The following is a 23,140-nucleotide window of genomic DNA, read 5'->3' on the forward strand; positions in this document are numbered from 1 at the left end:
GGCAAGCGGTTAAGCAGACGGGTTTGCGATTGGGAAGCGAATGATAAACATTGTCCCCGATTCGCGCTGAAGCTCCAGGTCGCCCTGCAACTGAGCAACTAGGCTGCGGACGATGACCAGTCCCAGGGAGTTGGTGTGCTGCCAGTCCAGATCGGGCGGCATTCCAACGCCATTGTCGCTCACCGTTAGCGTTCCCAGATGGGATGTCGTGCTGTCGTCGGCGGGTGGCTGAATTTCTACGCAAATAGTAATATTACCGGACTGGCCCTCTGGAAAGGCATATTTTAGGGCGTTGGAGACTAGCTCGTTGATGATCAGTCCGCAGGGAATAGCCGTGTTGAGGTTGAAGCTGAGTCCGTGGGTGGCGATCGCCGGAACAATGTGCTGCTGGCTCACCCCATAGGTCTGAAACAGATTGGCCACCAGCGGACGAATGTAGTTATCCAGGTCGATTTTCGAGAAATTGGCTGATTGATAAAGCTGTTCGTGGATAATCGCCATCGACTGCACCCGATTTTGGGATTCCAGCAGCAGCGTGGCCGTGGTGCGATCGTCTAGGCGGCGGGCCTGCATTCGCAGCAGGCTGGAAATCACCTGCAAGTTATTCTTGACGCGATGGTGGATTTCTTTGAGCAGCACCTCTTTTTCCTGGAGGGAGGTGCGAATTTGGGCATCGGCCTGTTTGCGATCGCCAATTTCCTGCACCATCGCCACGCCATAGCCCAGTCGGCTCAAATCATTGCGAACAAAGCAAGCCGTCAACTCCACCCAGAGGATCTGCCCGTCTTTGTGAATCAGGCGCTTTTCAATGCGGAAATGGGGAACTTCTTGCGGACTACCGAGGCGACTGGTTTCGCGCATGGCTTGCTCCAGCAGCGGTGCAGACAAATTCCAGTCGGCCGGATAGGTAATATCTGCGGGGGTGAAGCGGGTCATTTCCTCCGGGGTATAGCCCAACATCTGACAAAAGCGCTGGTTTGCCCGCAGGATGTGCCCCGTCTCTGGCGACAGCAGCAGAATGCCAATCGGGGCGTTTTCAAACAACTGTCGAAACATTTCTTCGCTCTGGCGCAGCGCCGCTTCGGTTTGCTTGAGGTGGGTTACGTCCATCGTCACGCCGATCAGCTTGACCGCAACGCCCGCGTCATCAAATAGATACGTGCCCCGTTCGTAGAGCCAGTGCGTAGAGCCGTCTAGCCAGACGACCCGATACTCTAAGTCGTAAGGCATGTGGGTTTGCAAACAGTCGTACTCAATTTTGTCTAGCCGCTCTCGGTCGTCGGGATGCACCCGGTCATAAAACGACTGGTGAACCGGGCGGGGACTGATTTCGTTTCCGTGGGAATCCAGCACGCGCCCGTCGGCATCAGTGCAATAGCCCAGAATGGCGTAGTTTTCTGGCGACCAGGTTTGCGCTCCGGTAGCCATGTCGCGCTCCCAGATACCCATCTGGGCAGTAGACAGCGAAATTTGCAACTGGGCAGTGCGCTCTCGCACCCGCTGTTCGAGATCCTGGTTGAGGCGCTGGAGATCGGCTTCGACTCGCCGCCGCTCGGCTAGTTCCGCTTGGGCCGTTTGATAGAGATGGGACTGCTGAATGGCGATCGCCATTTGATCAGCAACCAGGCGTACTAGCGCCAGCTCGTCCTCTCGCCAGGTTTTTGAGTGGCTATTGCACTCCAGCCCCAACGCTCCCCACACCAAGCCCTCCACCCGCAGCGGCATCAGCAGCCAGTGGCCCAATACGGGGTCGCCCTCAACTGGATATGCCGGATCAACACCCGACAGGTCGCCTGTGCGCTCGATCTGCACAATTTCCAAGCGCTTGAGCCGAGCCGCAATCGGGTTATTGTCATCGGGAATCTCTAGACCCGATGGACGAAAGTTGGCGCTGTGGGCATAGCTGGCCACATCCACCCATACTCCCCGCTGCGAGTCGTAGCGCGACACCCAAACGCCGTTCACCGCCAGCAAGAAAGCGACCTCGCGGGTGGCAGTGGCGAAGACATCTTGCAGGTCAAGCGAGTTGCGAATCGCCTGCATGACCCGGTTGAGCGCTCGTTCGCGGGCAAACTGCTGATGCAGCGAGGCCTGGGCCTGCAAACGATCGGCTTCAATTCGCTTGCGATCGCTGATATCTCGCAGGATGGCGGTGAACACGACCTCTCCGCCGAGTACCAACCTGGACACCGAGGCTTCAGCCGGAAACTCGCTACCGTCTTTGCGGCGGGCCCGCACCTCGCCTAAAAGCCGATTGCCCCGTTGAGACGGCTGTTCTGACTGATGGGGCGATCGCTGATGGGGCGATCGCAACAGCGTTGACTCATGGATTGCTTCGCGGTCTGTTTCAAAGAAATCCTGGGGCAGCAGCACATCAATTGACTGCCCCATCACCTCAGCGCTGCTGTAGCCGAAAATGCGTTCGGCACTCTGGTTAAACAGAATGATTCGCTGAGACTGGTCAACCGAAATAATAGCGTCTGCCGCAATGTCGAGAATGCCCGCCAGCCGCGCCTCAGACAGCCGCAACGCGGCTTCGGTTTGTTTGCGACTGGTGATATCCATAATGATGCCAATCATGCCAGTGGGCGTGCCAGAGGCAGCATATAGCCCCCGCCCTAGCCCCAGCACCCAGCGGGTGGTGCCATCGGGCAAAATGATGCGATATTCGGCTCGATAGTCGGTTTGCTGGATCAGCGCCGCCTGCACGTTTTCTTCGACCCAAGACAAGTCATCTGGATGGACAGCCTGCTGCCAGTGTTCGTAGGTAGGTTCGACATCGGTGGGAGACAGTCCTAATAACCGAAAATGGTTCTCGTTCCAATCCAGTCGGCCAGTAGCCAAATCCCATTTCCAAGTGCCCACATGGTTAAGATTTAAGGTCAGCCGCAGCAGGGACTCTTGCTCTTGCAAGGCTAGTTCTGCCTGCTTGCGGTCGGTGATGTCTATGCTGAGGGTGTTAGCGATCCAGCTTGTCTGTCCGTCAGCAGACTTAGTGGGCTTTTCTACGCGAAAGCGCGTAGAAATCCACCGCAAGCCAGTGGTTTTGTGGGTAAAGCGATATTCCACCGCAAAGGTACGCTGGCTGGATGGGGTGTCTGCATGAACCGCGAGGATATTGGCAAAGATGGTTTGGGCGATCGCCCGATCGTCTGGATGAACCTGCTCATGCCATAGACCAGGCTGCGCGATAAACTCCTGTGCGGAGTAGCCAAAGATATGGGCATATCCAGCAGAGCAGTAAGTGTAGTACCAGCGCCCATCGGCAAAGTGTCGAATCTGGGCGATCGCCGCATCCACGCCATCCAGCAATCCCTGCAACTGCTCCCCAATTTGCTGCGCGGCCTGGGCCTGCTGAAGCGCGGCCTGCTGCTGCTGAAGTTGGGCTTCTAGCTCGGCAATGCGCGATCGCAGCGCGGCTTTGCCCTCTGGAACCCAGTCCAAATCACCCGCCTGCGCCGCAGACGAGACCAAAGGAAGCTGAGATTTAGGCGCTTGCGATTCGTCCATCGGATACTGTCATCGGATACTGTTCAGACAAACATGAAGCGGAATGGAGGGCGATCGCACACTAGCTTTATAAAAGCTCTAAAGAAACGGAAATAAACCCGTAAATTCTCATAACTTTAGACAACGGAACTGCCGCCAGTTTTTTACAGATTTCTTCACTACTTCTTCCTTAATCTCTTCTTCATGCGCTTTGGCAGACTTCCATCATAGTTTTCTATGATGAAGCCAGAGTTTCACACATACGCGACTTCTGTTCCAGAAATCAAGTCCTCATCCGTTCCTTTTACTAGGCATGTCTAAGAGCTAATTTGTAAAGGAGCCTGAAAGCCTTGTTAATCAAGGATTTCCGAGAAACCGCTTTTCCTGGGCAAACATGACCTCAAAGCCACACATGCCAGGAGTTTCAGGCTTCTTAAGATTTGCTTCATAAATTAGCTCTAATGGGCTGACGGTTGGATCTACATCAGATCTTTAGATTTAGGACTGACGCAGTTGGGCAATTTCTCGCGGGCTGTGCCCGCGAGAAATTGTCCAAAATCCAGAAAGCCTATCGCAAGTGCGTAAGTCCTGAGATTTTCAGATTTTCAGAAGATGCACGGTCAAGACGGATAAGGCGTAACGCACTGTTTACAGCACCGTTTACAATTTATGAGGGAATTTCTGATTTCCACACTGGTTTCAAGACTGATCGCTCTACGCTTGACTCTTGTGTCTAAGAGGGTGTTTGAAAAGGTATTGCCTGTAATGTTAAGCACTCAGAGATCCCCCCTAGACCCCCTTAAAAGGGGGGAAACCGCCTTAAAGTCCCCCTTTTCAAGGGGGATTTAGGGGGATCTTGCACGCTTTGCTACAAACAGTAGGACTTTTCAAACATCCTCTAAGCGCCTGATATCTAAGCGTTTCATAATTCTGAGCGCTGAATATCTGAGCGCCAAAGTTTAAGCGCCAATATCTAAACTCTCGACGTAAACCCTGATTCGCTAGCTCCTTATGCCGCTCAAACCTGGTGACCCCGCCCCCGACTTTAGCCTCCCCGACGGCAACGGTAATCCTGTAAACCTCAAGGATTTTCGCGGCAAGTGGGTCGTGCTGTATTTCTACCCGCGAGACAATACGCCGGGATGTACGACCGAAGCCTGCGGGTTTCGCGATGCCTATGCAGATTACGAAGCTAGCGATGTGGTGGTGCTGGGCGTTAGCACCGACGATGCCAAATCGCACACCAAGTTTACGACCAAGTACAATCTGCCTTTCCCGCTGTTGACGGATGCCGATGGCGCAGTCAGCACGGCCTACGAGAGCTATGGGCTGAAAAAGTTTATGGGTAAGGAATATATGGGCATCAGCCGCAATACCTTCCTGATTGACCCAGATGGAAAGATTGCCAAAGTCTATCTCAAGGTCAAGCCGGACAACCACGCAGCGCAAATCCTCGAAGATTTAGCAGCGCTTAGGGCATAGCTCCAGACCCGCCTGCGATTACCCCAGCCATTCCCCCGCTATGAACCAAGTCTGGCGATACCTGAAAACAGGACTCGGCGTGGTGTTTCGGCATCCGCTGACGGGCACTAGCATTATCCCCATTCTGCCCGACGGCAAAATTGTGCTGGTGAAGCGGCGCGACAATGGGCGCTGGAGCCTGCCTGGTGGCATGGTGGACTGGGGCGAGGATATACACAGTTCAGTGCAGCGAGAACTGGAGGAAGAGACGGGGCTGCGTTTGGTGACTGTGCGGCGGCTGGTGGGTGTGTATTCATCACCCAGCCGCGACCCCCGGTTTCACTCGATCTGCATTGCGATCGCCGTTGAGGTCGAAGGCGCGTTTATGGTGCAAGACCTGCTAGAGGTGGAAGAGGTGCGGGCGTTTGAGCCGACTGCCATTCCCCACGGGCATCTGTCTCACGACCACGATCGCCAGCTTCAGGATTATTTTGCAGGACTGACAACGCTAGCGTAATGTGTAGTCTGGGGTCGGTTCCCCATATCCCGACGACTTCAGACACTCCAGGATGACTCTACCCATTCGCAACGGACGCATTCGCCTGTCCCAAGGACAGATCTTTTGGCGTGAGGTGGGGCAGGGTGTGCCAATCGTGCTGCTCCACGACACTTGGAGCGACGGTGGCGAGTGGCTAGCGGTGGTGGATCTGCTAGCCGAGCAGTATCACTGTTTGATGCCGGATTTGCTGGGTTTTGGCGAGTCGGAGCGGCCGCGGCTGCATTATTCTGTGGCGCTGGAGGTGGACTGTCTGGCGGAGTGGCTGGAGGCGCTGCGGCTGCGGCGGGTCTCTCTGGTGGGCGTGGGCGTGGGGGCGTGGGTGGCGGCGAGTTTTGCGCTGAAGCATGAAGAAAAGGTGGATGGACTGGTGCTGCTGGCTCCGGAGGGTGTGAAGGTGGTGGGGGCAGCGCAGCGATGGCAGGGCGGGCGATCGCTCCTCTCCCGTGTCCCTCTGGCCCGCTGGCTGCTGAATCTGGTTGCACCTGTTGCGAAGCTATTGGGCTGGCGCAGCGTGTTGAAGCTGCAAGAACGGGTGCGCCTATGGCGGCGATCGCCCGCAGCCAGCCAAATCTTGTTCAACCGTCGCCCAGTGGAAATTCAGGCAGAATACATCGGCGGCGCGTCTATTGACCCGACCAGTGGCTCGACCAGCGGCCCGACCAGCGGCTCGACCGGAACCCACGGACAGCATCTCTCCTGGCTCAAAGCGCCGCTGCTGCTGCTGCAAGGCGACGCAGAAAGCTCCCTCATCGCCGCCCAAATTCGCGCCTACACCGATGCCCCCCGGGCCCAGGTGCAAACGCTGCCAGGCCAAGATTTATTGCAAACTGCGCCAGAAGTCGTCGCCCGCTCAATTCACGCTTTTATGCGGAATAATACCCCTAGCAATGGCTGATCCGCCTCGCTGTCAAGCGTTTGTCGCCCCTGCGATCCTGAAGTTAATCTGAAGCCTGAAGAACTGTAATCCAGCGCACTAATCCAGCCGTACTGAGCGATGTAGGTTGCAGCTAGCGGTCTCTAAGGGTAGGCGGTGCGTTTAGATTTAAGTATTGGATTTTAGGTATTAGATTTAAGGAATGGTTCAATTAACGGTTTGTTTCGCGTGTTTCAACCTCTTTACACGCAACCTCCTTACACACAATCTCCTCACGCAAAGGAACCCACACATCAAGAAAAGTGATGAAGTGATGAATTTCTTAGCCGCTTAAGGCACGTTTTCAGTGGTGGATTCAGTGTGCTGGCCTGGCAGATTTCACCGGAGCAGCCCTCATCCCCCGATTAGCATCATGGTTCGAGCATCTCTTTCACGACATCTCCGCAGGAATGACTGGACATATGCATGTAGAGGACGATCGCACTGGAATGGAAGTGGGCACGCTCAAGCGGGCCTTGGCAGATAACCTGTACTGCATCCAGGGGAAAGACGAATACTTTGCAACGGCCTACGACTACTACATGGCGCTGGCCTACACGGTGCGCGATCGCCTCACCCATCGCCGCATCAAGACCGCCCAGACCTATTTTGAGCGCGATGCCAAAATGGTCTACTACCTCTCCGCCGAGTTCCTCATTGGGCGACTGCTGATCAACAACCTGATCAACCTGGGTATGTATGACCAGATGCGTCAGGCCCTCAAAGAGTCTGGGCTAAATCTGGACGATTTGCTAGAGCGCGAAGAAGAACCGGGCCTGGGCAACGGCGGTCTGGGCCGCCTGGCCGCCTGTTTTCTAGACTCGATGGCGACGCTGGAAATTCCCGCAATGGGCTACGGCATCCGCTACGAGTTCGGCATCTTCCGCCAACTCATCGCCAACGGCTGGCAGCACGAATGCCCTGACAACTGGCTGCGCTTCGGCAACCCCTGGGAGATTGCCCGCCCCGATTACATCGTCGAGGTGAAATTCGGCGGACACACCGAAGCCTTTACTGACGACGAGGGCAACTATCGCGTTCACTGGATGGCGCGGAACACGGTCTACGGTACGCCCTACGACACGCCCGTTCCCGGCTACCGAAACAACACCGTGAACACGCTGCGACTATGGAGCGCCCGCGCTGGCGAAGATTTCAACTTCCAGGTGTTCGACGCAGGCGACTACACTCAAGCCGTCGCCGAGAAGACCTTCTCGGAAAACATTTCCAAGGTTCTCTATCCCAACGACAACACGCCTCAGGGCAAGGAACTGCGGCTCAAGCAGGAGTATTTCTTTGTTTCCTGCTCGCTGCAAGATATTATTCGACTGTATCTGCGGAAGCACGACAATTTCGACGCTTTCCCGGATAAGGTCGCCATTCAGCTCAACGATACCCACCCAGCAATTGGCGTGGCAGAACTGATGCGCCTGCTGATCGATGAACATGGGGTCGAGTGGAACTACGCCTGGGATATCACCCGTCGTACCTTTGCCTATACCAACCACACGCTCCTAGCAGAGGCGCTGGAGAAGTGGTCGGTGAACCTGTTCCGCAAACTGCTGCCGCGCCATCTGGAAATCATCTACGAAATTAACTACAAGTTTCTGGATGAGGTGCGATCGAAGTATCCCGATGAGCCGGAGCGCCTGGCCTGCATGTCGCTGATTCAGGAAGGGCATGAGCAGATGGTGCGGATGGCGCATCTGGCCTGCGTCGGCAGCCACACGGTCAACGGCGTAGCGGCGCTGCACACCGAACTGGTGAAGCAGGAACTCATGCACGACTTCTACGAAATGTTCCCGGAGAAGTTCCAGAACAAGACCAACGGCATTACGCCCCGACGCTGGCTGCTGATGAGCAATCCGGCGCTGTCAAGCCTAATTACTGAAAAGATCGGCGACAGTTGGATTACAAACCTGGACGACCTGCGTCGGCTAGAGGAATTTGTCCATCACGCCGATTTTCAGCAGCGCTGGCGCGACATCAAGCAGTTCAACAAGCAGCGGCTGGCGGATCACATCCTCCGCAACAACGGCATTGAAGTCAGCCCCCATTCGCTGTTTGATGTGCAAATCAAGCGAATTCACGAATACAAGCGGCAATTGCTGAACGTGCTGCATGTGATCACGCTCTATCACCGGATGAAGGCGAATCCCGGTATGGATATGCTGCCGCGCACGGTGATTTTTGGCGGCAAGGCGGCTCCGGGATACTTTATGGCCAAGATGGTGGTGAAGCTAATCAACTCCGTCGCTGACATGGTGAACCATGACCCCGACGTGGGCGATCGCCTCAAGGTGATCTTCCTGGCAAACTACGGCGTGGCCCTGGGTGAAATCTCCTACCCGGCTGCTGACCTATCGGAGCAGATTTCCACCGCGGGCAAAGAGGCATCGGGCACAGGCAACATGAAGTTTGCACTAAACGGGGCGCTGACCATCGGCACGCTGGACGGCGCAAACGTGGAAATTCGCGAAGAAGTGGGTGCAGAAAACTTCTTCCTGTTTGGACTCACTGCGCCGGAAGTGCTGGAGATGAAGGCCAAGGGCTATAACCCGCAGCATTTCTATCAGGGCGATGAGGAACTGCGCCAGGTCGTGGATTCCATTCGCTCCGGCTACTTCTCACCCAAGGAGCCGGATCTTTTCCGGGCGATCGTAGACGCACTGATGCACGGCGACGAGTATATGCTGATGGCAGACTACCGCGCCTATGTAGACTGTCAGGATCGCGTCAGCCAGGCCTATCGAAACCAAGACGAATGGACGCGAATGTCGATTCTGAACGTAGCTCGGATGGGTAAATTCTCATCCGATCGCACGATTCGGGAATACTGCAACGACATCTGGCACGTCCAGCCGATGAGCGTGACGCTGGGCGAATATCGCTCGGAAACAGCGGGACTTCGACGGATCTAGGGGTTGCGGTATCGAACTCGACAAAAATTTGTCGATGGGGATGTTGAGTTTGCCCTGAGTGGAGTTTGCCCTGAGTGAAGTACCTCGCATAGAGGACAAACGTAAGCTCGATGGCAAAGCAAAAGCCTTGTTCGTGGCAACCGCCTGTAGCGTCCCACCCAAAGGTGAAGCTAGGTTGACGATGCAAATGTTGGCCGATCGCCCAGTCGCAGCTAATCGGGTGGTCTCCTAGTCAAACAAAAACCTCCGATGACTGACGGATCATCGGAGGTTTGTCCCATATCAAACGTGCCAACTTTGGGCTAGTCGCCTGATATTTCGCTAAAACAATTCGGATTCAGAGAGGGCATCGCAGCCGCACGAGTGCCAACACTGGAATTTTTTTTGGAAAGTAACCTGGAAGTATTGGGGACTTTGCGTAGGATTTGCGGGTTTGACGGTAAGCGGTCTGACTCGCTCGATCGCCTTCCGCAGAAACTCTTACGCCTGTCTGGAGTAGTATTCCACCACCAGCAGTTCGTTGATCGATAGCGCGACCCATTCCCGGTCGATCACGCCGTTTACCTTACCGGTCAGCTTGTTTTTGTCAAACTCCAGATGGCTGGGCAGGTTTGCCAAACCGGGGAACTGGAGATTTTCTTCTACGAGCTTCCGGGAGCGATCGCTGTCTCGCACGCCGATTTCCATACCGGGCTTGCACTGGAAGCTGGGAATGTCTACCACTCTGCCGTTAACGGTGACGTGGCCATGATTCACCAACTGACGCGCTGCTGGAATGGTAGGAGCCATGCCCATGCGAAATACGGTGTTATCCAGCCGCATTTCCAGCAGTTGCAGCAGCGACTCGCCTGTGGAACCAGAGGCGCGACGAGCTTTACGAACATAGCGAAGCAGTTGACGCTCGGTCAGACCGTAGTTGTACCGGAGCTTTTGCTTCTCTTCTAGACGGACGGCATACTCAGTCCGCTTTTTGCGGGCCTGACCGTGCTGTCCGGGGGGATATGCCCGCTTGGGGCTTTTGCGCGTCAGTCCGGGCAGTTCTCCCAGACGGCGCACCACTCTGAGGCGGGGACCTCGATATCGTGCCATTAGATTCCTCTCCGAAATGCTTTCCCAAAACTAACATTGTATCGCTTTATCTGCGAAGTGAAAAGATCAATTTGAAAGCACCTTGGAAGCAAGGAGAGAAAGGAACGGAGGGGGATTCGATTGATTGCCGCTCTACCCGTCTCTCTCCGGTTACCCAAAATCAACTGGCATACAGAACACGCAGCAAGGTTCCGTGGGAACTGTAGACTATGGACTGAACGATTCAGCGCTGGAGTGGACGAGTATGCAACCGCTAATCATTGCCCACCGGGGCGCATCGGCGAATGCCAAGGAAAATACGCTGTCAGCGTTTGAGCGGGCGATCGCCTTTGGGGCAGACATGGTGGAGTTTGACGTGCGCCGCACCAAGGATCGGGTGCTGGTGATCTACCACGATGCCGAAGTGAATGATAAGCCCATTCGCAAGCTGACCTACTCTGAACTGCACGTCCTCGACCCCGACATTCCCACCCTGACAGAGGTCGTGGATCTGTGCAAAGGGAAGATCCGGCTTGATGTAGAGCTAAAAGAGGCCGGCTACGAAAAGCAGGTGATGGAAATCCTGAGGCCAGCCTTCGATGCTGAGTCGATGGTGGTTACCTCGTTTCACCCCTTTGCCATCCGCCGCATCAAGCAACACTACCCCGACGTTAAGGCGGGGTTTTTATTTGGTCATGGTACGGTTAAATTTTGCAAGTCGTTTCGGCTGAATGCGAAGTCGGTGCGCGATCGCGTCCGAGAAATGCGAGCCGATTTTATCGCCCCAAACTGGCAACTGCTGAGCCATAGCCTGCTGTCGCAGGTGGTGATGGGCGATCGCCCAGTTTGGGTGTGGACGGTGAACGATGAGCCGCTGATGACGGATTTGCTGGGCGATCGCCGGATTCAGGGCATCATTACCGATCGGCCCGATGTAGGAATGCAGATCCGCGCGGCGCAGCCGGATGCAGTGTTGACAGGGCGGCTCTAGCGCGATGCCCGGATCATCAGCAAAAGTCCGGCAGCGAGTCCAAACAGGTTGGGAATCCAGGCCCCCAGCACGGGGGGCAGGGCCCCAGCCTGGGCGATCGCCCCAAAAATGAAGTACAGGATATAGTACGCAAAAATAATCAGAATGCTGAGAGCAAACCCGGTCGATCGCCCGGCCCGCCGCAGTTGCGACCCTAGCGTTGCCCCCACCAGCCCGAAGACGACGCAGACAAACGGCAGCGAGATTTTCTGCTGAATTCGCACCCTCAGTTCGCGAATTTTGCCAATATTGCCCGCTGGCTCGATGATCTTCAAATATTCCCGCGATTCGGCGATGTTCATTTCGCCATAGTCTTTGCTGCGCTGAGCCAAGTCAAGGGGCGATCGCGGCAGGGCAAGCTGCTGCTCTGTAAACCGCACAATATTCCGAAACGAGCCATCCGGCGACACCACATAAATTGTGCCGTTTTCAAAGTCCCAAGCGCTTTGCTGCGGATTCCACTGGGCCGACTCGGCACTCACAATCTGATTGAGTCCTTCCCGTGAAAAGTCGAGAATCGTCAGCCCCCGCATCCGCTTGCCGTCAAACTCCTTCGAGTAAAAAATCCGCGCCAGGGCGCTTTCGCGACTGCCATCCGGCTGTTGAACCTGCTGAAACTCCTGATAGAGAATATTACTCTCTCGATATTCCACCTGCTCCTGATTCAGCGCCGCCCGCAGCGTTGTCGAAGCACGCAGATTCGCTGCCGGCACAATCGACTCATTAAACGCAAACATCAGCCCCGTGATCAACAGGCAAAAAATCAGCGCAGGCATCATCAAGCGCTGGGTGCTAATGCCACAGCCTCGCAGCGCCACCAGTTCGCTATCGCTCGACAGCCGCCCAAAGGTCATCAGCGTGGAAAGCAGCGTCGCCATCGGCAGCCCATACACAATGAATTCGGGAAACTTGAGCAGCAGCACCTCGATGGCTTTGGCAACTGGCAGCCCCTTTTCAACCACCTGATTCACCAAATAAAACAGGCTATCCACCGATACCCCAATTGAGGTAAACGCCCCCACACCAAAGAGGAACGTTGGCAGCAATTCTGAAATGATGTACCGATCCATCACCGGAATCGGCAGAAGGCGCTGCCACCAAGGCTGGCGAGGCTGGTAGGGGCGAGTGAGAGTGGTCATAGGAAGGGGTGAGTTTGGTGCAGAAGAAGAAGATGCAGGAAAAGAAGCTGAGGAAGAATAGCCTGTTGCAGGGTCGGGGGGTTGGAGGTGCTTTTGGAGCCGCTTCGCATCAGAGGGTTCAGGCTGTCTCCTCCCCACCCCGCCATACTCCAACCCGCTCAGGGCTGAAAGCTATCGCCCAGGTAATACTGCCGCACAAGGGGATTGGCATAGAGTTCTTCGGTGCTGCCGGAGGCAAGGATTTCGCCATCGCGCATGATGTAGGCGCGGTCGGTGATGGCGAGGGTTTCGCGGACGTTGTGGTCGGTAATGAGGATACCAATTTGGCGATCGCGCAGGGTGGCAATAATCTCCTGAATTTCGGCAACGGCGATCGGGTCAACGCCTGCAAACGGTTCATCCAATAAAAGAAACTGGGGTCCGTGGATGCCTGCGGCCAGGGCGCGGGCGATTTCGGTGCGGCGACGCTCTCCACCAGATACGCGGTTTCCGGGTGTCCCTGCAACGGTTTCCAGGCGAAATTCCTTGAGTAGCCCACGGAGCCGAGCCTCATGCTCTTCAGCGGGCACACCAGTTTGTTGAAATACAAGCAGGATGTTGTCACGCACGCTGAGGTTGCGGAAAATGCTTGGCTCTTGGGCCAAGTAGCCAACGCCCATCCTGGCGCGTTCCTGAATTGGCAAACGAGTAATTTCCTGATTATCTAGCCAGACGCGGCCTTGATCCGGGCGTTCGATTCCCGTTGCAATGTAGAAAGTGGTCGTCTTGCCAGCCCCGTTTGGCCCTAGCAGCCCCACCACTTCGCCTTGCCCAACCGAAAGGCTGACGCGATTGACCACTTGCCGCCGCCCATAAGATTTATGAATGTTCTCTAAGACAATCTTCAACGGCGTACTCGCAGCAGATGGAATCAGCCAATGATCTTATCAAAGAAGCAGCGGTTCGGAAGACAGGAGCGCCTAGATCTACCCGAATGGGTTAGGGTGCATCCCAGTTCTGCAAGTTTGCCCTCATCCCCCAGCCCCTTCTCCCAAAACGGGAGAAGGGGAGCCGGATTGGAAGTCCCTCTCCCGCTTTGGGAGAGGGATTTAGGGTGAGGGATAGGTAAAGTGGGATACACTCAACGGGTGATCCGTCCGACCCAATGCGTGATACGCAAATCCAATTATTCTGGACTTTCGGGAAGCTTAAATTCTGGTTTGGGATTGAAGGCGGGCGGGGCGGCGGGGTTGCTGCCCGTGGTGGGGTTGGGGTCGGGCACGATGTAGATGGCTTCGACCTGCTGCCCGCGATCGGGGAGGGCGAGGAAGCGTCCTTCGTCCACTAGGTAGGTGACCACCTCGCCACGCAGGCTGTTGCCCTCTTGCAAGACATAGACATTGCCGCTGAGGACGATGCGGCGTTCGCGGCTGAAGTATTGCGCCTGCACGGCGGTCGCCTGGATCTGTCGGGCGGGGTAGGTGATGCGGACATTCCCTCGCGCCGTGATGACCCCAGTGACAGCGTTGGCTTCGGTAGTGTCTGCTTCGAGACGGAGGGGCTGGCCAGCCGGGGGTGGGGCCTGCGCGGTGGCAGCGTGGAAGGCGGCGGTGGGAAGCGTCAGGGCGATCGCCAACCCAGTAATCCACATCTGTTTCGTCTGTTTCGCCTGTTTCGCCTTCGGTTTTGCTTCTTGCGTTGCCCGACGTGCGCCTGCTGTGGCAGGGCTCAAAAAACGAGAGAAAACCATCATTGGGTTGCCCGGTGGTGAATTCTAAAGCCAGTGAAATCGAGCCGACAGCGTTCTGAACGGTTGTTGTGCCCCTGCAAAATATTAGCAATATTAGCGCCACGCCCCTCAGTTCGAGATCCGCAGAGTCCCAGCTTTTTAAGAGAAAAAGACGCTAGAGCGCCTCAGAAGGTTCCTCAAACAAGTCCCTCGAACAAGTCCCTCGAACAAGTCCGTCACAAAACTTTCTGGAGACTTTCTAAGGGCGATCGCCCTTCTACACAGAAACGCAGAGCAACGAATCGACTTGGCTTGGCTGCTGCGCTATCTCACGGGGTGAATTGTAGGCAGGCAAGGGGACTCGCTGCCTGGAGACGTGGAGAGCGATCGCCATAGCTCCGCCGCCTGCTCTGGCCCGCGCTGCTGCAAGTCCTCCAAGATCGCCGTGCTTTGGTGAACCAACTGCTCCACATCGACCCCGTCGTAGTCTGGTGTATAGCGCCCCAGTCGCCGCAGCCCCTCACCCAGCAGCATCGTCGCCCCACGCCCGTTGCCATTGCTGAGGTGATAGAGCGCCACAGCAATTTGCAGCACGCCCTGATAAAACGTCCGCTCTGGCTCCATTGCCTCTATCCAGATAGCCTCTAAGGTGTCATGACACTCATAAAATTGACGATGGTTAAATTGCTTAACCCCATCCCAAAACGCTGCTTCAAGCATATTTTCCTTAACTAATTCACTGGATCAAATCCACTAGATAAATTAAATTGTCAACGGATCAACAGTAAAGCCTTCTCGATATGGAGGGGAAAATGAAGAGAGTGCATCCCAGTTTTGTAAGCCTCATCTTGAGAATTACTCATTGAGGTAGGCACAACACTGCTTCAGCACCTGTGGGACGTTAGCTTTGCCCCACTGCGCCCCCGATATCTTGATTCGCCGCCCAATTTGTTTAACGGTCGGTTCAATAGTACCGGAACCAGTGGAGATACCTTCGGCTTGATAATAGCCATAATTTACAATCCGCTGTCGATGCTTGTGAAGGTAGCTGATGAAAGTCGTGACCCGCTGGCGTTGCCAATCCGCAAACTGTGCAACCCTCCTTATCTGTTCTTACTCGTTTGCGCCAGGATTGCTCCGGATTTCACGGTAGAGATAGCGCAGCACTTCACCGGGGCGACCGTCGAGGACGATGCCGTGGGGTGGGAAATCCAGGGCGTGCGTCCACTCGAAGCGCTCGGCATAGCGCAGCAGGTGGAGCCGGTCAATCGCCATCTGCGCGTCTTCAGGCAGGCCGATGATGCAGTGGCGCAGGCGGCGACGGTGGGGCAGTTCGCAGGTGAGCGGGGGCAACGAAAACTGGGTCGCCTCCGAGAATGGGGACGACCAGGTGTATTGAATTGTCAGCATTTGGGGTTTCCTCCAGGAAACGAGTGGGGTAGGAAACCCCGAAATGTTGGCCGCCCACGGACGTGAAGCGCTGGGACAGGGCGGCCTACAATGGACGCAGTCCTGAGACAGGCGGTGACTGTCGAGGGGTCAGGCGTTAGTGGGTGCAGCGAACACCTGCCAATGCCGTAGGTGACTAAACGACCAAAATTTCGGGGGAAAGGCAAGCTGCACTGATAGGAATCGAATTACAGCTTGATGGACGTTTGTACTGGATGCGATCGCCCCCGTCAATTGTCCTGCGCCAGCAGCAGCAACGCTCAGTATGGCGGCTCAGTATGGCGGCTCAGTTGGTACTGGGCAAGTGGTGCTGGGCGAGATGTGTAGCGCCAGACTGTGCAGCACAAAGGGAAGCAGATGCTCCCAACCGTCGAAATACAGGCAGACTATTCGTAGCGGGTTGATGCCCGCAAATCATCCAAAAAGGTCTTAAGTCCCTCGACTGCCCAAATATTTTTCCCCTCTAATGGACGGACTGCACCACCGTCATCCCGTCGTGCTACTCTTTCATAGTCCGCTGCATTGCAGTGGTGCAGGAATTGGGTTAAACCTGGTATTGCGTCGGCTAGAACGCTTCAGACATGGCTATTCTGGACTCAAAGGGACGGTTGTTTGGCAAGGTCAATATCCTCGATTTAGGCGCGGCGCTGGTGATGCTGCTGGTAGCGGTGGCAGTTTTTCTAGTGCCAGGAACTTCGGGTTCCTCGGTGGCGCAGCTTGGCGTACAGACCAAGCCCGTGCAGGTGGATACCATTGTGCGTGGGCTAACGGTCAGCGATCCGGCGGCGCTGGTGCAATCCTTGCAAGAGAGCAAAAAGGTCAATGTGATCATCCGTAACCAGCCCTATGGCGAACTGGACGTGGTGGGCGTAAAGCAACTTCCCCGCTCGGTGGCGGTTCCCCAGCCCGATGGCACGGTGATTTCGCTGCCCGATCCGCGCCCAGAGTTGGACTTCACCCTAGACATGATGATTACTCTGGCGGGAGATGCCCAAATGACGGACGATGGGCCAGTGCTGGGCAACAACAAGGTGAAAGTGGGCACGCCGCTGGAACTGGAGGGACAAACCTTCCGATTCAATGCACCTGTGGTCGGTGTGCGAATTCAGGAATAAGCGTCCTCCATTTGGGACAGGTCGCCTGGCATCTGCGCTAAGCTCGGAATGACGTGCTGGCGGCCGTAGGCTGCTGGGGCTGATGTCCAATTCTCCCAGGTGGCGCTGCGAAGGAAATTGCTGGAAGCCTAGCAAAAGCTTGACTGGCAGTCCAAAATCGCAAATCCAATCGCAAATCCAAAATCGGAGAATGGAGATTGCGCCGAGATTGCACCGCCTGATTCAGAACTTGTCCGAGGGAAAGCGTGTTCTTTAGCGTTGTTATTCCGACTTACAACCGCAAGCCGATTCTGGAAAAATGCCTGCGATCGCTCGAACAGCAGGTCATTCCGCCCAACAGCCCCATCGAAGGCTATGAAGTCGTCGTCGTAGACGACGGCTCGACGGATGAAACCGTCGGCTGGCTCCGGGCAAACGCCGCAGCATTGCCACACGTCCGCCTGTTTCTGCAAGATCACCAGGGGCCGGCTGCGGCTCGTAATCTGGGCGTGGAAAAAGCAACGGGCGACACGATTATCTTTATCGACAGCGATCTAGTGGTGACAGAGGTCTTCTTGCAGGCCCACGCGGCGGCGCTGGTGGAAGGCACAAAGCGGCTGGGGAGCGATCGCCTCTTTACCTACGGCCGCGTGATCAATACCTGCAATTTCGACGACCCAACCGCTGAACCGTTCAAGGTGACGGATTTTTCGGCGGCATACTTTGCCACTGGAAACGTGGCGATCGCCCGTCACTGGCTAGAGCAAGCAGGGCTGTTTGACACGCGCTTTCAGCTCTACGGATGGGAAGACCTGGAACTGGGCGTTCGCCTGAAAAACCTGGGGCTGACCCTCGTGAAATGTCCGGCGGCCGTCGGCTATCACTGGCATCCACCCTTCGCCCTCAGCCAAATTCCCAACCTAATTGACAAAGAAATTCAGCGCGGCCGCATGGGCGTGTTGTTCTACCAAAAGCACCCCACTTGGGACGTGCGCCTGATGATCCAGATGACCTGGCTACACCGCGTCCTGTGGGGCGTGCTGTCTCTCGGTGGCCGGCTCAACGAGCGCACCCTCGCGCCCCTGCTGCAATGGCTAATCGATCGGGGCAAACCGCAGCTTGCGCTCGAAATCGCCCGCGTCTTCCTCAACTGGTACAACGTCCAGGGCGTTTACGCCGCCTACGATGAGTTCCTCGCCTCCAAAGCCTGAAATCCAAAATTCAAAATCCAAAAATCCAAAATTGCTAGGGTCGTTCCGTGGCGATCGCCAACCGCACATTCGGAATTGCCCGCAGCCGATCCATCACCGCCACCACCTGACCGTGGGGTACAGCCTTATCGGCATTAATCACCACCAGCGGCGAATTGCCCCCGTCTGTCCGCTGGCGCACCGCTGCATCCAGCGCGTCTAGCGTAATCGGCTGTTGGTTTAGCAACAGGTTTCCGCTAGCGTCAATGGTGACGACGGTTTGCTCCTGGGGTTGAAGCTCTGCCGTCGCCGCCCCTGGCAGGTTCACAGGCAACCCCTCGGAGCGCGTCAGAAACAGCGTAGACAGGACAAAGAAGGTGAGAATCGCAAAAATCACATCGATCATCGGCACGATGTTGATCGACGGCGGCGGATCTGGCTCACTGGGTAGGCGCATAGGGGGGACTCCGATATTCCTGACGGCGGCGGTGTAGCAGTTCCAACTGGCCGCCGTATTCCTGAATCAGCGCTACCTGCCGCTGATATAGGCCGCGAAACGTGTTGGCAAACAGCAGCGTGATAATCGCCACAATCAGCCCAGCGGCGGTGGAGATGAGCGCCTCGCTGATGCCCGCCGTTACCCCTGCGGTCTGCGTACCGCCGAGGTCGCCCAGCCGCAGCGAGCTAAAGGATTGGATCAACCCCAGAATCGTGCCCAACAGCCCTAGCAGCGGCGCAACGCTGATCACCGTGTCGAAGACTGTGTTGAACCGTCGTAGCAAGGGCAGCTCCGCTTGGGCCGCGCTCTCTAGCGCCAGCCGAAACTCGTCCGGTGTGGCCTGCTCTAGCTCCAGCGCCGCCAGGAAAATGCGGGCCATGGGCAAGTTGGCGTGCTGCTCTAGCTTTTGAAACGCGGCGCGGGGGCTGCGGCGATAGAGGGCCAACGTGTCTTGGATGACGCGATCTTGCTGGCGGGTCAACTGCCACCAGAACACTAGCCGCTCTAGCACTAGCGCCATCGCCAAGATCGATAGCCCTAGCAGCGGCACCATCACCAGGCCGCCCGTGGCAAGTAGGTTAGGAATTGACATGAAACGGGGCAAAAAAGGCGACTTTACCGAGAACCGGGAAAGTGGTCTATTTGAGCATACCCGGTAAACACCAGTTTTTTGCCGTGGGTTTCCAGACGATTGATCCGCACCATCACGCCGTCCAGATCAAACCGATCTAAATCCACCATGCCGTCTAGCACCTCAGCAAAGGCGAGGCTGACGATTTTAGAGAGCGATCGCCCCTCGTCTGGCACACCCTCTGGATCAAACTCCGCATTCTGAAAGCGGATCTGTCGGCGCTTTTCAACGGCGATCATAGACCGCAGGCTAATCGGCAGATCCTTCCGGTTTGGCAAATCTACCTTTGCCCCAATATGCACCTGGTTTTCGGGCATCAGGGTAATGTGGACATCCCGAAAAGATACGGGTTCGCCGCCCGACAGATTCGTCAGCGCCTCCATCTCTACATTCACCAAATGCTGGCGCACCAAATCAGCGTCAAAAGCCTTGTTAATCCCCTCTTCTGTGAGGATTACCTGCGCCACGGCCTGCGTCGGCTGCTTGAGGCGGAGTTGCCCGCTCAGCGCCGAGGCCGGGTCAATCGACACTGCATCCGTAGTAAACGACATTTCTTCGACGTGGAAATCGCGCCGAATCACCAGGTTACGGCCCTGCATCTTGAAGCTGTCGATGCTGCCTTGCAACAGCTTGCTGGAGGGAAAGCAGCGGATCTGCACATCGATGGCTTCGCTGCTCGTGAACAGGTGGCGGATGGACTGGTTTGCAACCGCATTCAGCACCTGCTCACCCATGTCAGTATTGAGTGGGCGTGTGAAACCAGTAAAACCGCCAAACATATGCTTTGTTAAAAGGGTATCCAGCAGTAGAGGGGTGGGAGGCATTCGCAGCGGATCGTTCAATTCTTGTAACGAATTTGTAACGAAGCCACCTCACTTGTAACAAGTATTCACAAAAGTCGCAACTCAAAGCAGAATTGGGGAGATTGGAGAACCCGCAGGGGGTCATTAGCTGGGATTATCAATCTGTATTGGGGGGCGATCGCCCCATCCCCTGCCAACTCTTGAGCAGCAGCGTGCAAACTTCTACGGTTGGACATAATCTAAATAGTAAGGGAATGATGGGTCAGCCTGGAGCGCAGCTTTGTCTCGGCTCTCTATCTCGGCTAACTCTGTCTCGGCTAACTCTGTCTTGGCTAGCTCTCTTTTGGTCGCTCTTGGTCGCTCTTGCAAATGCGTGTTGCCGGAGTTCAAGCTGCATCGCTGCTGCGGAGCCAGTCTGGAGGGCGATCGCCAAATTCGCCGACCCGACCCTCGTGCGACCCTTTCCCTCGACGACTGCCCAACCACCAGAACCGGACGCTGAGTGTGCCCAAAATCGGGATTATCTACAACGACATCAAACCTGTGGCCTGCCGCATTGCGGAAGAACTGAACGAGAAAATTGCAGGCTATGGCTGGGAGGTACACCTAGCAACCGGAATGGGCGGCATCCTGGGATATTCCAAGCCGAACCGGCCCATGTGCCATACGCCGATCGCCAGTCTCGCCCCCACCGGGTTTGACGAAGACATGGCGCTGGCGGTGGTGCTGGGCGGAGATGGAACCGTGCTGGCAGCGTTTCGGCAGGTGGCTCCCCACGGCATCCCGCTGCTGGCCATCAACACGGGGCACATGGGCTTCTTGACCGAAACCTATTTGAACCAGCTTCCTCAGGCAATTGAGGCGATTTTGGCGCAGGATTACGATATCGAAGAGCGCCTGATGCTGACGGTTCAGTTGTTTCAAAAGGACGTGCTGGCCTGGGAGGCGCTCTGTTTGAACGAGATGGTGCTGCATCGAGAGCCGCTAACCAGCATGTGCCACTTCGAGGTGGAAGTGGGCCGCCACGCGCCCGTCGATATCGCCGCCGACGGCATTATTCTCTCTACCCCCACGGGGTCTACCGCCTACGCGCTGTCGGCAGGCGGCCCGGTGATCACGCCCGACGTAGCCGTGATGCAGTTGGTGCCGATCTGCCCGCATTCGCTGGCCTCTCGCGCCCTGGTTTTTTCTGCCACAGAACCCGTTACAATCTACGCAGCTAATCCTGATCGCCTAGTGATGGTCGTGGACGGCAACGCAGGCTGCTACGTGTGTCCTGAAGACCGGGTGCGCGTGCAGCGATCGCCCTATCCTGCCAAGTTTGTGCGGCTAAAGCCACCGGAATTTTTCCACGTCCTCCGCGAGAAACTGGGCTGGGGCCTGCCCCATGTCGCCAAACCCACCTCCGTCGAGCTGCCTTAATCCACGCAATGTGCAACTTTGCCGATCCCCCTCACCCTAAATCCCTCTCCCAGGGCGGGAGAGGGACTTCAAGCTTCTCTTGCTCCCCTTCTCCCGACCTGGGAGAAGGGGTCAGGGGATGAGGGCAGATTGAAAGTTGCACATCGTGCCTTAATCCCCAACTCCTAATCCCCATCTCCAGAAATGCAGGACACTCGCCTGACTCGCCTCCTCAACGGTACGCTGGGCCAGTTTGACCAATGGCTGCTCAATCCCTGGCGGCGGATTTCGCTGGTAGTGATGAGTTTGCTGCTGGGAAATTTTCTGGCGGGGGCGGTGGCCACCACAGCCGGAGCGACTTCAGAGTTGGACATTTTGGTGTCAGCCTTGATGGTGGCGATAACGGAGGCGATTAGTCGCTTTGTGTATTGGCAGCGGCGATCGCAGCTTGTCAACGGCCGTCCGCGCCCGTCCATCGTGTCAGAGATGCTAAACGCCATGAAAATAGGGCTGACCTACGGACTGTTTTTGGAAGCCTTCAAGCTGGGAAGCTGAGGCGCAGCAGAAGTTCGACAAGCGGTTCGGCAAGACGCATTGTGGCAACTTACAGCAACTTGTGGCAACTCAGAACGCTCCATTTCAGACCCTCCTGGCGCAACTCGCTGACGAACCGTTTCCTGGGCAGGGTTCTGATTCGTCCGCAGCCGTTTCGTTAGCAGTTTCGTTGCTAAGGGCAGATTGGCTGGCACGGGGCTGGCGACCTGAGCAGTTTGGGCTTGCCGATGCCCAGCTAGACGACTGGATGATCGCCCAAGCCGAACAATTTCGACAGGCGTATCGGGCGATCGCCCCCCTTTGCCAGGATGAACTCGGCTGGGACGTAGTGCCCCTAGATCTGCTGTGGGGTCTGTGGCTGCCGCTGGCAGAATGGCTCAAGCAGTGCTGGCGATTGCACTCGCGACCTCTGATTCAGGGCATCTTGGGCGGGCAGGGCACGGGCAAATCGACCCTGGCGCGGCTGCTACGCGGCATTTTGGCGGCGGACGGGCTGCGGGTTGTTTGTTTATCGATTGATGATTTGTATAAAACCTGGGGCGATCGCCAGCAGTTGCAGCAGGCCGATCCGCGATTGCGCTGGCGCGGCCCCCCCGGCACTCACGATGTAGATCTGGGAATTCAGACGCTCCAAGCCCTGCGACAGGGCAAAAGTCCCGTGCTGCTGCCCCGGTTCGACAAATCGCTGCACCAGGGCCAGGGCGATCGCACCGCGCCAGAGCCAGTTTCCGGTGCAGACCTGGTGCTGTTTGAAGGCTGGTTTGTCGGGCTGCGACCCATCGACTCAGCCGCCTTCGACGACGCGCCGCTGCCCATTCTCACCGCCGCCGACCGAGCCTTTGCCCGCGACTGCAACACTCGTCTGGCGGACTATCTGCCCCTGTGGAACCTACTGGATGGGCTGATTGTGCTGCGCCCCGATGATTATCGCCTCAGCCAGCAGTGGCGAAAGCAAGCCGAACACCGCATGGCCGCCGCTGGCCGCCCCGGCATGAGCGATGCCGAAATCGACCAGTTTGTGGAATATTTCTGGCGATCGCTCCATCCTGCGCTATTTTACCCGCCCCTGCTGCGGGATTCTGAGCAAGTGGATTGGGTGGTGGAGGTGCGGGCAGATCGGCAAGTGGATCGCGTTTGGAAGAGCAGAGGGAATGACGGGACAGCATGATCCTCGATTTTCACAGTTCCACCCCAAGGCGCTAACGCCCCAACACTTCCCAAATCCGGCTA

Annotated in this window: 21 protein-coding genes and 1 pseudogene; 11 read left to right on the plus strand and 11 right to left on the minus strand. The window is 56.4% G+C overall.

Annotated features, from left to right (window positions below; genetic code table 11):
• Positions 1 to 9: 9 nt before the first annotated feature.
• Positions 10 to 3,510 carry a PAS domain S-box protein gene (locus HPC62_RS08870; protein WP_172354941.1) on the minus strand — a complete coding sequence of 1,167 codons (3,501 nt, stop codon included), beginning with the start codon at positions 3,508 to 3,510 and terminating at the stop codon, positions 10 to 12.
• Positions 3,511 to 4,500: 990 nt separating this feature from the next.
• Here HPC62_RS08870 and bcp point away from each other — a divergent pair.
• From bcp to HPC62_RS08890, 4 genes are all read left to right on the plus strand, one after another.
• Positions 4,501 to 4,971, plus strand: a complete 471-nt coding sequence (gene bcp, locus HPC62_RS08875; protein ID WP_172354943.1) for a thioredoxin-dependent thiol peroxidase — start codon at positions 4,501 to 4,503, stop codon at positions 4,969 to 4,971.
• A 40-nt stretch (positions 4,972 to 5,011) separates the two neighbouring features.
• Positions 5,012 to 5,467: an NUDIX domain-containing protein gene (locus tag HPC62_RS08880; protein WP_172354945.1), complete on the plus strand. Its 456-nt coding sequence runs from the start codon at positions 5,012 to 5,014 to the stop codon at positions 5,465 to 5,467.
• Positions 5,468 to 5,519: 52 nt separating this feature from the next.
• Positions 5,520 to 6,404: an alpha/beta fold hydrolase gene (locus tag HPC62_RS08885; protein WP_172354947.1), complete on the plus strand. Its 885-nt coding sequence runs from the start codon at positions 5,520 to 5,522 to the stop codon at positions 6,402 to 6,404.
• A 428-nt stretch (positions 6,405 to 6,832) separates the two neighbouring features.
• Positions 6,833 to 9,343: a glycogen/starch/alpha-glucan phosphorylase gene (locus tag HPC62_RS08890; protein WP_172354949.1), complete on the plus strand. Its 2,511-nt coding sequence runs from the start codon at positions 6,833 to 6,835 to the stop codon at positions 9,341 to 9,343.
• Between the two features lie 480 nt (positions 9,344 to 9,823).
• On the opposite strand, the gene rpsD is transcribed toward HPC62_RS08890, so the two are convergent.
• Positions 9,824 to 10,432, minus strand: a complete 609-nt coding sequence (rpsD, locus tag HPC62_RS08895) for a 30S ribosomal protein S4 (RefSeq protein WP_172354951.1) — start codon at positions 10,430 to 10,432, stop codon at positions 9,824 to 9,826.
• Between the two features lie 244 nt (positions 10,433 to 10,676).
• On the opposite strand from rpsD, the gene HPC62_RS08900 reads away from it, so the two are divergent.
• On the plus strand, positions 10,677 to 11,402 hold the full coding sequence (locus HPC62_RS08900) for a glycerophosphodiester phosphodiesterase (RefSeq protein WP_172354953.1): 726 nt from the start codon (positions 10,677 to 10,679) through the stop codon (positions 11,400 to 11,402).
• On the opposite strand, the gene HPC62_RS08905 is transcribed toward HPC62_RS08900, so the two are convergent.
• From HPC62_RS08905 to HPC62_RS08925, 6 genes and pseudogenes are all read right to left on the minus strand, one after another.
• Complete coding sequence (locus HPC62_RS08905) at positions 11,399 to 12,511, minus strand: LptF/LptG family permease (RefSeq protein WP_172358860.1); 1,113 nt, start codon at positions 12,509 to 12,511, stop codon at positions 11,399 to 11,401. The two genes, HPC62_RS08900 and HPC62_RS08905, sit on opposite strands and share 4 nt — an antisense overlap.
• A 227-nt stretch (positions 12,512 to 12,738) precedes the next feature.
• Positions 12,739 to 13,467, minus strand: coding sequence for an LPS export ABC transporter ATP-binding protein (lptB, locus tag HPC62_RS08910; protein ID WP_068507664.1), 729 nt, complete (start codon positions 13,465 to 13,467; stop codon positions 12,739 to 12,741).
• Between the two features lie 278 nt (positions 13,468 to 13,745).
• Complete coding sequence (locus tag HPC62_RS08915; protein WP_172354955.1) at positions 13,746 to 14,210, minus strand: LptA/OstA family protein; 465 nt, start codon at positions 14,208 to 14,210, stop codon at positions 13,746 to 13,748.
• Between the two features lie 402 nt (positions 14,211 to 14,612).
• Positions 14,613 to 15,008 (minus strand): DUF309 domain-containing protein, encoded by a 396-nt coding sequence (locus tag HPC62_RS08920; RefSeq protein ID WP_172354957.1) that lies wholly within the window; start codon positions 15,006 to 15,008, stop codon positions 14,613 to 14,615.
• Positions 15,009 to 15,143: 135 nt separating this feature from the next.
• Positions 15,144 to 15,353, minus strand: a pseudogene (locus HPC62_RS23400) (ISKra4 family transposase); the annotation flags it as partial.
• A 48-nt stretch (positions 15,354 to 15,401) separates the two neighbouring features.
• Positions 15,402 to 15,698: a hypothetical protein gene (locus HPC62_RS08925; RefSeq protein WP_225910622.1), complete on the minus strand. Its 297-nt coding sequence runs from the start codon at positions 15,696 to 15,698 to the stop codon at positions 15,402 to 15,404.
• 237 nt (positions 15,699 to 15,935) lie between these two features.
• Between HPC62_RS08925 and HPC62_RS23910 the strand changes: the two genes are divergently transcribed.
• The 3 genes from HPC62_RS23910 to HPC62_RS08935 all read left to right on the plus strand — a co-directional run bounded on the left by HPC62_RS23910 (position 15,936) and on the right by HPC62_RS08935 (position 18,042).
• Positions 15,936 to 16,064, plus strand: a complete 129-nt coding sequence (locus HPC62_RS23910; protein ID WP_255548908.1) for a hypothetical protein — start codon at positions 15,936 to 15,938, stop codon at positions 16,062 to 16,064.
• A 254-nt stretch (positions 16,065 to 16,318) separates the two neighbouring features.
• Positions 16,319 to 16,852: a DUF4330 domain-containing protein gene (locus tag HPC62_RS08930; protein WP_172354959.1), complete on the plus strand. Its 534-nt coding sequence runs from the start codon at positions 16,319 to 16,321 to the stop codon at positions 16,850 to 16,852.
• Positions 16,853 to 17,097: 245 nt separating this feature from the next.
• Positions 17,098 to 18,042, plus strand: coding sequence for a glycosyltransferase family 2 protein (locus tag HPC62_RS08935; protein WP_172354961.1), 945 nt, complete (start codon positions 17,098 to 17,100; stop codon positions 18,040 to 18,042).
• 34 nt (positions 18,043 to 18,076) lie between these two features.
• Here HPC62_RS08935 and HPC62_RS08940 read toward each other — a convergent pair whose 3' ends face one another.
• From HPC62_RS08940 to HPC62_RS08950, 3 genes are read right to left on the minus strand one after another with little or no spacing between them, the layout of a single operon-like run.
• Entirely contained in the window at positions 18,077 to 18,478 is a 402-nt protein-coding gene (locus tag HPC62_RS08940; protein WP_172354963.1) for an ExbD/TolR family protein, read from the minus strand.
• A complete protein-coding gene (locus tag HPC62_RS08945; protein WP_172354965.1) occupies positions 18,462 to 19,112 on the minus strand; it encodes a MotA/TolQ/ExbB proton channel family protein in 651 nt (216 codons plus the stop codon). Before HPC62_RS08945 ends, HPC62_RS08940 begins: the two co-directional genes overlap by 17 nt.
• Before the next feature lie 23 nt (positions 19,113 to 19,135).
• Complete coding sequence (locus HPC62_RS08950) at positions 19,136 to 19,930, minus strand: LmeA family phospholipid-binding protein (protein WP_172358862.1); 795 nt, start codon at positions 19,928 to 19,930, stop codon at positions 19,136 to 19,138.
• 528 nt (positions 19,931 to 20,458) lie between these two features.
• On the opposite strand from HPC62_RS08950, the gene HPC62_RS08955 reads away from it, so the two are divergent.
• The 3 genes from HPC62_RS08955 to HPC62_RS08965 all read left to right on the plus strand — a co-directional run bounded on the left by HPC62_RS08955 (position 20,459) and on the right by HPC62_RS08965 (position 23,078).
• Positions 20,459 to 21,376, plus strand: coding sequence for an NAD(+) kinase (locus HPC62_RS08955; protein ID WP_172358863.1), 918 nt, complete (start codon positions 20,459 to 20,461; stop codon positions 21,374 to 21,376).
• Positions 21,377 to 21,559: 183 nt separating this feature from the next.
• Positions 21,560 to 21,910: a DUF565 domain-containing protein gene (locus HPC62_RS08960; protein ID WP_172354967.1), complete on the plus strand. Its 351-nt coding sequence runs from the start codon at positions 21,560 to 21,562 to the stop codon at positions 21,908 to 21,910.
• 169 nt (positions 21,911 to 22,079) lie between these two features.
• The gene (locus HPC62_RS08965; RefSeq protein ID WP_172354969.1) at positions 22,080 to 23,078 is read left to right on the plus strand and encodes a glycerate kinase; all 999 of its coding nucleotides are present in this window, start codon (positions 22,080 to 22,082) and stop codon (positions 23,076 to 23,078) included.
• Positions 23,079 to 23,140: the final 62 nt, after the last annotated feature.

This window comes from Thermoleptolyngbya sichuanensis A183 (assembly GCF_013177315.1).
GTDB lineage: Bacteria > Cyanobacteriota > Cyanobacteriia > Elainellales > Elainellaceae > Thermoleptolyngbya > Thermoleptolyngbya sichuanensis.